Genomic DNA, 13,402 nt, shown 5'->3' on the forward strand with positions numbered 1-13,402 from the left:
ACCGGTTCAGAGCGGCGCGGTCCCGTCGTCACCTACAAGATGGCAGGCAACGCGCTGACCGCCGGCAACCGTGCGCAACACTGGCTCGGCCTCGCGACATTGCGGTTGCGCCACCGGGCAGCGATTGGCGAACCGGCACCCGGGCGGCAGGTTCACAGGGTCGGGCGGGTCGCCCGGAATGAGGATGCGCCGCGTCGCCGCCCGCCGCGCCTTGTCGACCGAGGGCACCGCAGAGAGCAACGCCGCCGTATAGGGATGCAGCGGGTTGTTGAACAGGCTCAGCCGGGGGCCATGTTCGACGATCCGGCCCATATACATCACCGCGATGGAATCGCACATGTGCTGGACCACGCCCAGATCGTGGCTGATAAAGAGATAGGTCAGCCCGAATTCCTTTTGTAGCCGCCGGAGCAGATTGAGGATCTGCGCCTGAACCGCCACGTCCAGCGCCGAGACCGGCTCGTCGCAGATGATCAGTTCGGGCCGGGTGGCCAGCGCTCGTGCGATGCCGATGCGTTGTCGCTGCCCGCCCGAGAATTGATGGGGGAAAAGCCGCTTCTGCTCGGGCCGCAGACCGACCTGAACGAACAGTTCGTCGATCACCTTTTGCTGGTCTACGCGCGGCAAGTCGGTGAGGCTTTGCAGTGGTTCGCGCACCACATCCTCGGCCCGCTGGCGCGGGTTGAGGCTGGAATAGGGATCCTGAAAGATGAACTGAACCTTGCGCCGGACCTTGCGCAGGGCCTCGCCCTCAAGCCCCAGGATATCGGCCCCGTCCAGCTCGACCCGGCCGGAATGCGCCGCCACCAGCCGCGCCACCGCCAGCGCGGTGGTTGTCTTGCCCGAGCCGCTTTCGCCCACGATGGCCAGCGTCTCGCCCCGCGCAAGCGCAAAGCTGACACCGTCAACCGCATCGAGGAACTGCTTGCGGCCAAAGACGCCGCCACGGCGCACCGCAAAGCGCACGGTCAGGTTTTCGACGTCGAGAAGGGGCCGGTCGGTCATTTACAGCGTCTCCGCATGCCAGCAATCGGCCAGCTGTCCGTTGTCAAACCCCATTGCCGGAGGGCGCTGGCGCAGGCATTGCTCGGTCCGGTAGGCGCAGCGCGAGGCAAAAAGGCAGCGATCCTGTCCGAATTCGCGCAAACCGGGCACAATGCCGGGCACCTCGGTCAGGTCGGGACGGTCCTCGGTCAGGGTCGCCATGATATGGGGCACGCATGAAATCAGCCCCTTGGTATAGGGGTGGCGCGGATGGTCGATGATCTGGTCCACCGGCCCGATCTCGGCATTGCGCCCGGCATACATGACGATCATACGCTCGGCCATTTCCGCCACTGCCCCCATGTCATGGGTGATCAGGATGATCGAGGTACCGGTATCGCGCCGCAGATCGCGCAGCAGGTCAAAGATCTGCGCCTGCACGGTCACGTCCAGCGCGGTGGTCGGTTCGTCCGCGATCAGGATCTTGGGACGGCAGGCCAGCGCCATGGCGATCATCACCCGCTGGCGTTGCCCGCCTGACATCTGGAACGGGTAATCCCCCGCCCGCGCCCGCGCATTGGGGATGCGCACCGCGTCCAGCAGGTCGGCCGCCATGTCGCGCGCGGCGCGGGCCGACAGGCCCTGATGGGCGCGCAGCACCTCGGCGATCTGCTCGCCCACCGTATAGACCGGATTAAGCGAGGTCATCGGCTCCTGAAAGATCATCGAGATCTCGTTGCCGCGAATGTCGCGCAAGCGACTGTCGCTGGCCGCGGTCAGGTCCTCGCCCTCGAACAGGATGCGGCCCGATGCGACGCGGCCCACCCCCTCGGGTAAGAGCCCCATGATCGCCAGCGCGGTCATCGACTTGCCGCAGCCGCTTTCGCCAACAAAGCTTATGTTTTCGCCATGTCCCAGTTCAAAGGACAGGTTGTCAATCACCGGCGCCACGCCCGCGCGGGTGGTCAGCTCGATTCGCAGGTTTTCGACCTTGAGCAGTGCTTCGGTCATCAGCGCGCCCTCAGTTTCGGGTTGAGCGCATCGTTGAGCCCATCGCCCACCAGCGAGATGCACAGAACGGTGACAAAGATCGCCACGCCCGGAATGGTGACGGTAAAGCTGGCATCCAGGAAATAGGTCCGGTTAGAGCCGATGATCTGGCCCCAGCTGACCACGTTGGGATCGGTCAGGCCAAGGAAGGACAACCCCGCCTCGAACAGGATGGCCGAGCCCACCATCAGCGCCGATTGCACGATGATCGGCGGCAGCGCGTTGGGAAGGATCACCCGGAACATCAGCTTGGCGTTCCGAGCGCCCGAGGCGCGGCTGGCGGTAACATATTCCAGCTCGCGGATGCGCAGGAACTCGGCCCGGGTGATGCGCGCCACAGCGGTCCAACTGACCACGCCGATAGCAAAGGTGATCATCGGCAGCGAGGCCCCGAACAGCGCCACGATCACCATCGAGAACAGCAGCGTCGGCAGCACCTGAAAGAACTCGGTAAAGCGCATCAGCGCCTCTTCGACCCAGCCGCGATAGAACCCGGCCAGCGCCCCTACGGTGACACCGATGAAGATCGAGACAAAGGCGGCGGACAGGCCGATGATGATCGACACCCGCGCGCCGCTGATGATCATCGCCAGCAGGTCGCGGCCCAGATAATCGGTGCCCAGGATGAAATCCCAGTTCTCGCCGGGCCGGGTGAAGGGTGCCCAGACCATGTCATAGGGGTCGCGGCCATATAGCGCCGGACCGATCACCGCCAGCACGCAGATCAGTACCAGCAGCACCAGCGCCACAAGCGCGGCGTGGTTGCGGCGGAACATTTCCCAGGCCTCGGTAAAGGGATGGCGGGCCTGTTCCGGCGCTTCTTCGGGCAGGGTCACGGGTTCGCTCATCTCTTGCCCCCCACGCGCGGATCGACCAAACGCAAGGCCAGATCGGTCAGCAGGTTACCCACGATCACCACCAGCGCCGAAAAGAACAGGATGCCCAGGATCAGTGGGGTGTCGCGGGCCAGGATCGACTGAAAGGCCAGCGTGCCCAGACCCGGCCAGGAAAACACGGTCTCCACCAGCACCGCCCCCGACACCACGGCCGAAAGTTGTAGCCCCGCCAGCGTGATCACCGGCGACAGCGCGTTCTTCAGCGCGTGTTTATAGACCACCTGCCGCGGGCTCAGCCCCTTGGCCTTGGCGGTGCGCACATAGTCCGAGCCCAATACCTCCATCATCGCGGCACGTGACAGGCGCGAATAGAGTGCCAGAAAGATCGAGGCCAATGTCAGCATCGGCAAGACCAGGTGATGGGCGATATCCAGCGCCTGAACGAAGAAACCACCCTCGACAGTGACATCGCGCATGCCCGCCACCGGGAACAGCGGCACCATCAGCGAGAACATCACCAACATCAGCAACCCGGTCCAGAACACCGGCGCCGAATAGCCAAACAGCGCCAGAAAGGTGACAAAATGGCTGAGAATGCCGTTTGGCTTGCGGGCCGAGAACACGCCCAGCACCACCCCCACCACAAGCGCCAGCAGCTGTGCCGAGATCACCAGAAGCAGCGTCGCTGGCAGGCGGCTGAGGATCAGGTTGGTGACCTTGTCGCTGTAGAAATAGGAATAGCCCAGATCGAATTGCAGCACATTGCCGATATAGCGGCCAAGCTGCACCAGGAACGGCTGATCCAGCCCGTATTCGCGCCGGATCTGCTCCAGCGCCTCGGCGTCGATGCCCCCGGCCGCCTGGGCAATGGTATCGGCCACATCCCCTGGCGCCGCATGCATCAGCGAGAAGTTCAGCACCAGAACCGCAACCAGCAGGAGCGCGGCATAAAGAATACGTATCAGGGTGACGCGCAGAAAGTTCACCAGAAGACCCCGCCGTTCGGAATTGCCCCGGCGGACCAGCGCCGCCGGGGTCGGTGTCGCGGTCGCGTTACTCTTTCAGCCAGACCTGATCGAGCGGCGACGAGGTGGACCAGATGCCGTTCACCGGCGCGTTCATCACCTTGTTAGAATAGACCGTGTGATAGGGCAGCGTCTGGATGAAGTAGATCGGCACCTCGTCATTCACGATGCTCTGGAACTCGTCATAGAGCGCCTTGCGCTTCTCGGGGTCGTTTTCCTTGCCGGCCATGTCCAGCAACTCGTCCACACGGGCGTTGGAATAACCCTGGGTGTTCGACCAGACGCCCTTGGCGATGTTCGAGGACAGATAGGTGCGGTGCACCCCGATCGATGGGTCACCCCAGTTGAACACGGCGTCCCAGCTGAGGTCGAAATCCATCGTGCCCATGCGCTTGGCCCAGGTCGGGAAATCGGCGCTGGCGCGCACCTCGACATTGATGCCCACCTTTTTCAATGCGGCGCGCACATATTCCACATGCGGCTTGGCCGAGGGCCAGCCATAGTCGATGGTGACCGCGAACCGCTCGTCCCCATTCATCGGGAAGCCCGCCTCGTCCAGCAGGGCGTTGGCCTTGTCCAGATCCAGCGCATAGGTGTTGACGTCGGCGTTGTAGAACGGGCTGTCGGGGTGGATACCGGTATTGGAATCCTGCACCGTGCCCTGCATCAGCGCGTTCTGGATGAAGTTCTTGTCGATCGCATAAGCGATGGCCTGGCGCACCCGCTTGTCGGCCAACGGCCCCTTGGTGGTGTTGATCGCCAGCCAGTCCAGCGCGCCGATGGCACCATAGCCGGTGGGCGTGACGGTCAGGTGATCGACCTTCTTCAGCCGGTTGATAATCAGCGGCTCGCTTTCAAAGGCACCGAAATCCAGCTCGCCGTTCTCATAGGCGATGGCGCGGGCGGAACTGTCGGTGATGATCCGCATCACGATCTTGTCCAGATACGGGCGCCCCTCGATGAAAAAGTCGTCGAACCGCTCCAGGATCACATGTTCGCCGTTCTTGTATTCGGCCAACTTGAAGGGGCCGGACCCCACCACATTCTCGATATTGCGGGGATGGGTCTTGAAGTCCTGCCCGTCGCCATAGATGTGCTCGGGGATGATCGACATCAGCTGACCCGACATGGCCAGCATCAGGCCCGGATGCGGATGGGACAGGTTCAGCACCGCCGTATGGTCGTCCGGCGTGTCGACCGAGGTGACCGGCGCGAACATGGATTTGAACGGATGTGCCTCCTGGATCACCTTGACCGAAAAGGCGATATCGGACGAGGTGATCGGATGGCCGTCGTGAAACACCGCGTTCTTGACCAGATTGAGCGTGACCTTGAGACCGTCGGCCGAAACCTCCCAGCTTTCGGCCAGATAGGGCTGCGGCGTCCAGCTGTCGTCATAGCGCAGCGGCGAGGCAAAGAGCTGGGCGCCGGGGAAACCGGTGACGATCCCCGATTGCACCGCCGAATTGAGGGTGCGCAGGTTGCTGCCAAGCTGGGTCTTGAGCGTGCCGCCCTGACGTGGCTCCTCGGCTGTTGCGGTGGTTCCGACCAGAACAGACGCGACGGCGGTCGCGGCAATCAGGCCCTTGAACAGATGCTTCACGGGGTAGTCCTCCTGGTTGGGTCTTTTGTTATGGAATCGAGCGTAGCCGACCGATTCAGACCAAAAAACAGGATTAATTATACCTCATTCCCACATTTTATTGGGGATAGGCTGCTGATCTTAACGGTGGCAACGCACCACGAGGTCCTCGAACACGCCCCGGTCCTTCAACTCGATACAGCTTTGTACAAAGGCCCGCACCATGCGGGTCTGCTGGGCCCCTGCCAAAGTTGCGATGCCGAAAACCGGCGTGTGAGGCACGTCGCTGATTGGCACGATGCGATAGCGCGACTCGCTTTCGCGATAGTCGACCGGCCGGATGTTGAGCAGCGAAAAGCCGAAACCGCCCGCCACGAGCGCGCGCACGATTTCCGAGGAACGGGTGGAATGGGCGATGTTGGGCGACAGGCCCAGCACCTCGAACATGCCAACGAAATAGTCGCGCGTATGCGGCAGGTCGAGCATCACCATAGGCCGGGTCGCCAGCTCCGCAAAAGTCGTGGTGGACTGGCCTGCCAGCGGATCGTCGACCGAGACCATCGCATAGGGCGGCGCGTCGAACAGCGGTTCGAACCGGCAACGCTCGCTCACCACCTCGGAATAGGTAAAGGCAACATCGGCCTCGCCCTCGTCGAGGAATTCCATGATCCGGGCCATGTTGCCTTCGAGCAGTTGAATCGAGAGATCGGGAAACCCCTCGGTTATCGCGCGCAGGACAGGCGGCAGGAACGAGGGGGCGGCGGTGGCATAACAGGCGATGCGGACGGTGCCGCGCGTCAGCCCGCCCAGCGAGCTCAGTTCCTCTTCGAACTGATGCGACTGGTGGATGAACCGGCGAATCAGGCCCAGCGCGTCCCGACCTGACGCGGTGGTGCGGATGCCGCGCGCCGGGGTCCGCACGAACAGGTCAAAACCCAGCCCGCTTTCCAGCGCGTCGATAGCGGCAGTAATCGAGCTTTGCGAGATGTTCAGCTCTTCGGCGGCCTTGGCAATAGACCCCGACCGGTCCGCCGCCTCGACATAGCGTAACTGTTTCAGGGTAAAGTTCAGCATGGGCTTCCCCTAAAAATCCGACCTTAGCCCCCAGTTAATTCCATTTTTTCAACGAAAGAAAGCGCCCTAAGCTCAGGCTGTCAGACAGGGAGAGCCTCATGGCCGAGACGATCATCTATGCTGCCCGCAAAATCATCACCATGGCGCCCTCTCGCCCCGAAGTGAGTCACGTGGCGGTCCGTGACGGGCGTATCCTGGGCATCGGAACGCTCGAGGAGCTGGCCAGTTGGGGCGACTACCGGCTTGACGACCGCTTTGCCGACAAGGTGTTGATGCCCGGCTTTGTCGAGGGGCATGCCCACACGATGGAGGGCACACTCTGGCGCAACGTCTATGTAGGGTGGTTCGACCGGATGGACCCCGAGGGCCGCGTCTGGCCCGGTCTGAAATCCATCGACGCGGTGGTGGCGCGGCTGCGCGAGGCAGAGGCACAGATGAGCGGGCCCGAAACGCCTCTGGCGGCCTGGGCGCTTGACCCGATCTATATGGAGAACCGCCGGGTGACCCGGCTAGAGCTGGATCAGGTCTCGACCACCCGGCCGATCGGCATCCTGCATGCCTCGGGCCATATCATGAATGTCAACACCCGCGCGCTGGAACTGGCCGGGCTGATGAAACCCGGGGTGAACCATCCCGGCATTCCGCTGGGCGAGGACGGGCTGCCGCTTGGCCCGCTTTACGGCCCCGACGCGATGACACCGGTGGGGCCGCATGTGGGGTTCGACCGGGCGATGACCGATTGTGACGAGCGGGGCCTGCGCGACTATGGCAAGCTTTGCGTGCGGGCGGGGGTAACCACCTGCACAGATCTGGCCGCCCGCCTGACCGATGACAGCGTCGACATGATGCTGCGGGTCACCGCAGAGGACGACTATCCCGCCTGTATCGTGCCGCTGCGCGTGTTCTTTGGCATGAGCGCCGAAGAGATCGTCGACTATTGCGTTTCACTCAAGCCGCGCTCGACCGAGCGGTTGCGGCTGGGGCGGATCAAGGCGGTGGCCGATGGCTCGATCCAGGGGTTTTCCGCGCGGCTGCGCTGGCCCGGCTATTACAATGGCGCGCCCAACGGACTGTGGTACACCGCACCCGAGCAGATGTCCGACCTCTATCACAGGGCACTGGCCGCTGGGCTTCAGGTGCATACCCACACCAATGGCGATCAGGCCACCCAGATGGCGCTGGACATGCTGGAACCCGCGCTCAAGGCGCATCCCAGCCCCGACCACCGCTTTACTCTGCAGCATTGCCAGATGGCCGACGCGGCGCAGTTCCGCAAGATGCGCAGCCTGGGCATGAATGTGAACCTGTTCGCCAACCACCATTTCTATTGGGGGGACGAGCATTACCGGCTGACCGTGGGACCCGAACGCGCCTGCCGGATGAATGCCTGCCGCACCGCGCTGGATACCGGCGTGCCCATGGCCATTCACTCGGACGCGCCGGTCACTCCGCTGGGGCCGCTCTTTACCGCCTGGGCGGCGGTCAACCGGATCACCGCCTCGGGCCGGGTGCAGGGCGAAGAGGAGCGGATCAGCGTTTCCGAGGCGCTTTACGCGATCACCCTGGGCGCCGCCTATACCCTGCATATGGATGGCGAGGTCGGCTCGATCGAGGTGGGCAAGCGGGCCGATTTCGCGGTGCTCGACAGCGACCCGACCCAGGCCGACCCGATGGCGCTCAAGGATATCGGGGTCTGGGGCACGGTGCAGGGCGGGCGCATCTTTCCGGCATCGGCGCTTTGATGGCGCCGCTTCCGGTCACCGTCATCGGCGGCTATCTGGGTGCCGGCAAGACGACGCTGGTCAATCACCTGTTGCGCCATGCGGCGGGGCGGCGGCTGGCGGTACTGGTCAACGAATTCGGCGACCTGCCCATCGACGCCGACCTGATCGAGGCCGAAGAGGACGGCATGATCTCGATCGCGGGGGGCTGCATCTGCTGTTCCTTCGGCAGCGACCTGATCGGCGCGCTCAACGATCTGGCGGCGATGGAGCCGCGTCCCGAACATATCCTGGTGGAAAGCTCGGGCGTGGCGATCCCCGGTGCCATCGTGGCGACCATGCTGCTGGCCGAAGGTATCCGATCCGACGGGATCGTGGTGGTGGTTGACGGCGAGACCGTGCGCCAGCGCGCTCAGGACGATTATGTCGGCGACACCATCACCCGGCAGCTTTCGGATGCCGAGATCGTGGTGGTGAACAAGACAGACCTGATGGCGCCTGCGGCTCAAACCCAGTTGATGGAATGGCTGGCCGAGGCCGCCCCCGGCGCGATTGCCATCCCGGCCGAACGCGGCCGGGTGGCGCCCGGCGCGCTGCTGGGCGTGCTGCCCGCCCCCGGCGCGGGCCAGCCCGCTGACCATTCCGACCGCCTGTTCGACAGTGTGGTATTGACCCCGGAAGGAGGCCAGCCAGTCGAGGACCTGGCCTGCGACCTAGCCACCGGACCCCATGGGGTGATCCGCGCCAAGGGCTATCTGCGCGATGTCGACGGGGCGTTGTGGCTGATCCAGACCGTGGGCCGCCGGTGGGAGGTCACCGCCGCGCAAGGCCCGCATGAAACGGGCCTTGTCTGCATCGGCTTTCGCGACCGTCTGGACCGTGACGGCCTGGCCGAACTGGCCGGGGTCACGGCCTGAGACGCCTCACATCTCCTCGACGTCCACCACCCCGTCGAGCGACTTGAGCGCGCCCTTGATCTGCGGGTTCAGGGGAAACTCCTGCCCCAGATCCATCTCGACCTCGCCCGGCAGGCCCGGATCCATCAGGCAGAGCTGCACCGGCCCCCGCGCCGCATTGCGGGCAGCCTGCGCCGCCTCGGCCAGGATATGGGCCACCGTCTCGACCGCGCCGGCGCTGTCCATGAACACCCGCAGGCCGGTGGCACCGGCCTCGGCCACCACCGCATCGGCAGGGCCGACCGAGCGGGCCAGCAACTTCAGCTGGTCGGCTTCCATCGTCGCCTCGGTGGTCAGCACCACATGGGACCCGGTTTCGAGAAACTCGCGGCTTTTCTCCAGCACGTCCGAGAACAGCGTGACCTCGAAGGCGCCGGTCGGGTCGGACATCTGGGCAAAGGCAAAGCGGTTGCCACGGGCGGATTTGCGTTCCTGCCGCCCGGCGACGACGCCGGCCATCTTCGCCAGCACCGGGCCCGAGCGGGCCTGTTCGGTGACCTCGTCCAGCGTCAGCACGCCCTTGCGTTTCAGCGAGAGCATGTAGTCGTCGAGCGGGTGGCCCGAGAGGTAGAAGCCGATGGCCTTGAACTCTTCGGAAAGGCGCTCGGCGGGCAGCCAGTCGGGGGCCTGCGCCAGACGCGGTTCGGGCAGGTCGTCACCTGCCTCGCCAAAGAGCGAGACCTGGTTGGAGCTTTTCTGCTCGAAAATAGCGCCGGAATAGGCCATCAGCGACTCGATACTGTCAAAGACGCGGCGGCGGTTGGGGTCGAGCTGGTCAAAGGCCCCGGCGCGCGCCATCATCTCGAGCGGGCGCTTGCCGACCTTCTTCAGGTCGACCCGACGGGCCACGTCGAAGAGATTGACGAAGGGTTTGCTGCCACGCCCCTCGACCACCAGGCGCATCGCCTCGACGCCCACGTTCTTGAGCGCGCCCAGCGCATAGACCAACTCTCCGTTCACCACGTCGAACGTGGCCTGAGACCGGTTCACGCAGGGCGGAACGTAAGGCAGGCCCAACCCCTTGCGGACCTCCTCGAAATAGACCGCCAGCTTGTCAGTCAGGTGGATATCGCAGTTCATGACGCCCGCCATGAACTCCACCGGATGGTTGGCCTTGAGCCAGGCGGTCTGATAGCTGACCACCGCATAGGCGGCGGCGTGCGATTTGTTGAAACCGTAGTTGGCGAATTTTTCGAGCAGGTCGAATACCTCGGAGGCCTTCTTGGCATCGACGCCGTTCTCTGCCGCGCCCTTTTCGAACTTGGGCCGCTCGGCGTCCATTGCCTCCTTGATCTTCTTGCCCATGGCCCGGCGCAGCAGGTCGGCGCCGCCCAGGCTGTAGCCCGCCATGACCTGGGCGATCTGCATCACCTGTTCCTGATAGACGATGATGCCTTGCGTTTCCTCGAGGATGTGATCGATCAGCGGATGCACCGAGGTGATCTCGCGCAGCCCGTTCTTCACCTCGCAATAGACCGGGATATTCTCCATCGGGCCGGGACGATAAAGCGCCACGAGGGCCACGATATCCTCGATACAGGTAGGCTTCATGCGCTTGAGCGCATCCATCATGCCCGAGCTTTCCACCTGGAACACCGCCACCGTCTTGGCCGCGGAATAGAGCTTGTATGTCGGTTCATCCTCCAGCGGGATGGCGTTGATCTGGTTCTCGGCGCCCTCGGCGGGCTCGTAAAGCTGCCGCCCGTCGGCGGCCACATGCAGCGGACGCCCAGACTTGAAGATCAGGTCCATCGCATTCTGAATCACGGTCAGGGTCTTCAGGCCGAGAAAGTCGAACTTGACCAGACCCGCCTGTTCCACCCATTTCATGTTGAACTGGGTCGCCGGCATGTCCGAGCGCGGATCCTGATAGAGCGGCACAAGCGCGTCCAGCGGCCGGTCGCCGATCACCACGCCGGCGGCATGGGTCGAGGCGTTTCTGAGCAGCCCCTCGACCTGCTGGCCATAGGTCAGCAGCCGGTCGACCACCTCTTCGTTGCGGGCCTCTTCACGCAGGCGCGGCTCGTCTTTCAGCGCTTTCTCGATGCTGACCGGCTTGACCCCCTCGACCGGGATCATCTTGGACAGACGATCGACCTGGCCATAGGGCATCTGCAACACCCGCCCGATGTCGCGCACGGCGGCCTTGGACAGCAGCGCACCAAAGGTGATGATCTGGCCCACCTTGTCGCGGCCGTATTTCTCCTGCACGTAGCGGATCACCTCTTCGCGCCGGTCCATGCAAAAGTCGATATCGAAGTCGGGCATCGAGACCCGCTCGGGGTTCAGGAAGCGCTCGAACAGCAGCGAATAGCGCAGCGGATCAAGGTCGGTGATGGTCAGCGCATAGGCGACCAGCGAGCCCGCACCCGAACCCCGCCCCGGCCCCACCGGAATATCATGATCCTTGGCCCATTTGATGAAATCGGCCACGATCAAGAAGTATCCGGGAAAACCCATACCCTCGATGATATCCAACTCGAAATCGAGCCGTTTCTGATACTCCTCGGGGCTGACCGCGTGCGGGATGACGGCCAATCGCGCCTGCAGGCCCTCGTTGGCCTGGCGCCGCAGTTCCACGACCTCGTCATCGGCAAATTTCGGCAGGATCGGGTCGCGGCGATAGGCCATGAAGGCACAACGCCGCGCGATCTCGACGGTGTTCTCGATCGCCTCGGGCAGGTCGGCGAACAGGGTCGCCATCTCTTGCGGCGATTTCAGGTAATGCTGCGCGGTCAGGCGGCGGCGGCCCTCGGCCTGATCCACATAGGCGCCGTCGGCGATGCAGATCAGCGCGTCATGCGCCTCGTACATGCCGGCCTCGGGGAAATAGACATCGTTGGTGGCCACCAGCGGAAGACCCTTGGCATAGGCCATTTCCACATGACCGCGTTCAGTTAGTCGTTCGGCTTGCGGAGCGCCATCCTCGCCCGGATGGCGCTGCAACTCGATATAGAGCCGGTCCGGAAATATCGCCGCCAGCCGGTCGACCAGCGCTTCGGCCGCCGGGCGCTGGCCCTGCTGCAACAGGCGCCCGACCGGACCGTCCGGCCCGCCGCTGAGACAGATCAGCCCGTCGCCCAGCGCGTCCAGCTCCTCCAGCGTGACCTGCGGCAGTTGCCCGCCCTTGTCCACGTAAAGGCAGCTGTTCAGCTTCATCAGGTTCTCATACCCGGCCTCGCTCTGCGCCAACAGAACAAGCGGCGCCGGTGGCTTGGGCTTTTCCCCGGGCATCGTTTCGACATAGGCCAAATCCATCTGGCATCCGATGATTGGCTGAATACCCGCCCCGCTGGCACCGACCGAGAATTCCAGTGCTGCGAACAGGTTATTGGTATCGGTTACCGCCACCGCAGGCATGCCCATCTTGTCGCAAAGCGCGGGCAGTTTCTTTAGTCGAACCGCCCCCTCCAGAAGAGAGTATTCGGTGTGAAGACGAAGGTGGATGAATCGGGGATCGCTGCTCATGCCCGCGACGATAGGCGATCCGGTTCGCAGGCGCCACGGCGGATGCTTTGCAACTGGCAAAAAGCCCGATTGCGGGGACAAACGAATGGCTTAGCCAGATGGCAGGGTTCTCTTTGTCGCCCATGTCCCCGTGGTTCTGGTCCTCACCTCTTCCCTTGTCGGCCTTTTCGCGCAGCTTGCGGACGGCGCCCCAGGCATGGGGTTCGGCATCATCTCGGCCTCGATCCTGCTGGCGCAGGGCGTGCCGCCGCCGCTGATCTCGGTCAGTGTAAACGCCACCAAGACGCCCACCGAGATCATTGCCATCCTGTCCTTTAGTCTCAGCTGCAATATCGACAAGGCTCTGTTCCAGCGTCTTGCGCTGGCGGTCGGGATACTGGCCAATGTCATCGGCCTGTCTCGGAGCGCCAGATTGTTCTGATACGAGCGGCAAGGTCGGAAACTACCGTCAATCTCCCAAACAGCCAGAGATGATTATTCGTCAAAACCGGAAGGTCTTTCAAAGTCATTTTCCAGCCACCTTGGCAAATAGATGATTCAAATGAGTAAATTTTAGCGCCGACGCCCCCTCTTGCGACAAGTTGTCGAAAATTGCTGCATTGCAGATTGAGTTTTTCTTGCCAGACAACGGTTCCGGTTTCTAACCTTCCTGTCAGACAACAGCCCGGCCCCTTTCTACGTCGCATCGAAGGTGGGCAGTCATGGG

10 protein-coding genes are annotated in these 13,402 nt (G+C 63.4%); 3 read left to right on the forward strand and 7 right to left on the reverse strand.

Annotated features, from left to right (window positions below):
- Positions 1–6 precede the first annotated feature (6 nt).
- The 6 genes from AC2FNA_RS09260 to AC2FNA_RS09285 form a co-directional block, all read right to left on the reverse strand.
- A complete protein-coding gene (locus AC2FNA_RS09260) occupies positions 7–1,005 on the reverse strand; it encodes an ABC transporter ATP-binding protein (protein ID WP_496825858.1) in 999 nt (332 codons plus the stop codon).
- Entirely contained in the window at positions 1,006–1,995 is a 990-nt protein-coding gene (locus AC2FNA_RS09265) for an ABC transporter ATP-binding protein (protein WP_496825860.1), read from the reverse strand.
- Positions 1,995–2,882 (reverse strand): ABC transporter permease, encoded by an 888-nt coding sequence (locus AC2FNA_RS09270; RefSeq protein ID WP_234142889.1) that lies wholly within the window; start codon positions 2,880–2,882, stop codon positions 1,995–1,997. The genes AC2FNA_RS09265 and AC2FNA_RS09270 overlap by 1 nt, the downstream gene beginning before the upstream one ends.
- Complete coding sequence (locus AC2FNA_RS09275; protein WP_011046412.1) at positions 2,879–3,856, reverse strand: ABC transporter permease; 978 nt, start codon at positions 3,854–3,856, stop codon at positions 2,879–2,881. The genes AC2FNA_RS09270 and AC2FNA_RS09275 overlap by 4 nt, the downstream gene beginning before the upstream one ends.
- A gap of 67 nt (positions 3,857–3,923) precedes the next feature.
- The gene (locus AC2FNA_RS09280) at positions 3,924–5,498 is read right to left on the reverse strand and encodes an ABC transporter substrate-binding protein (RefSeq protein ID WP_496825862.1); all 1,575 of its coding nucleotides are present in this window, start codon (positions 5,496–5,498) and stop codon (positions 3,924–3,926) included.
- A gap of 120 nt (positions 5,499–5,618) precedes the next feature.
- Complete coding sequence (locus AC2FNA_RS09285; RefSeq protein WP_496825864.1) at positions 5,619–6,551, reverse strand: LysR family transcriptional regulator; 933 nt, start codon at positions 6,549–6,551, stop codon at positions 5,619–5,621.
- A 98-nt stretch (positions 6,552–6,649) separates the two neighbouring features.
- On the opposite strand from AC2FNA_RS09285, the gene AC2FNA_RS09290 reads away from it, so the two are divergent.
- Both AC2FNA_RS09290 and AC2FNA_RS09295 read left to right on the forward strand, forming a co-directional pair.
- Positions 6,650–8,293, forward strand: coding sequence for an amidohydrolase (locus tag AC2FNA_RS09290; protein ID WP_496825866.1), 1,644 nt, complete (start codon positions 6,650–6,652; stop codon positions 8,291–8,293).
- Positions 8,293–9,189: a CobW family GTP-binding protein gene (locus AC2FNA_RS09295; protein ID WP_496825868.1), complete on the forward strand. Its 897-nt coding sequence runs from the start codon at positions 8,293–8,295 to the stop codon at positions 9,187–9,189. Before AC2FNA_RS09290 ends, AC2FNA_RS09295 begins: the two co-directional genes overlap by 1 nt.
- A gap of 6 nt (positions 9,190–9,195) precedes the next feature.
- Here the strand turns inward: AC2FNA_RS09295 and dnaE are convergent, their stop codons facing one another.
- Entirely contained in the window at positions 9,196–12,696 is a 3,501-nt protein-coding gene (dnaE, locus tag AC2FNA_RS09300; protein WP_496825870.1) for a DNA polymerase III subunit alpha, read from the reverse strand.
- Positions 12,697–12,892: 196 nt separating this feature from the next.
- Here dnaE and AC2FNA_RS09305 point away from each other — a divergent pair, with 196 nt between their 5' ends.
- Positions 12,893–13,117 (forward strand): hypothetical protein, encoded by a 225-nt coding sequence (locus AC2FNA_RS09305; protein WP_496825872.1) that lies wholly within the window; start codon positions 12,893–12,895, stop codon positions 13,115–13,117.
- The last annotated feature ends 285 nt before the right edge of the window (positions 13,118–13,402 follow it).

Source organism: Ruegeria sp. YKSD163, from assembly GCF_059612905.1.

Bases quoted from the DNA above. Each gene is read 5' to 3' on its own strand.
- AC2FNA_RS09260 (WP_496825858.1), bottom strand. From the start codon at position 1,005: ATGACCGACCGGCCCCTTCTCGACGTCGAAAACCTGACCGTGCGCTTT.
- AC2FNA_RS09265 (WP_496825860.1), bottom strand. From the start codon at position 1,995: ATGACCGAAGCACTGCTCAAGGTCGAAAACCTGCGAATCGAGCTGACC.
- AC2FNA_RS09270 (WP_234142889.1), bottom strand. From the start codon at position 2,882: ATGAGCGAACCCGTGACCCTGCCCGAAGAAGCGCCGGAACAGGCCCGC.
- AC2FNA_RS09285 (WP_496825864.1), bottom strand. From the start codon at position 6,551: ATGCTGAACTTTACCCTGAAACAGTTACGCTATGTCGAGGCGGCGGAC.
- AC2FNA_RS09290 (WP_496825866.1), top strand. From the start codon at position 6,650: ATGGCCGAGACGATCATCTATGCTGCCCGCAAAATCATCACCATGGCG.
- AC2FNA_RS09295 (WP_496825868.1), top strand. From the start codon at position 8,293: ATGGCGCCGCTTCCGGTCACCGTCATCGGCGGCTATCTGGGTGCCGGC.
- dnaE (WP_496825870.1), bottom strand. From the start codon at position 12,696: ATGAGCAGCGATCCCCGATTCATCCACCTTCGTCTTCACACCGAATAC.
- AC2FNA_RS09305 (WP_496825872.1), top strand. From the start codon at position 12,893: ATGGGGTTCGGCATCATCTCGGCCTCGATCCTGCTGGCGCAGGGCGTG.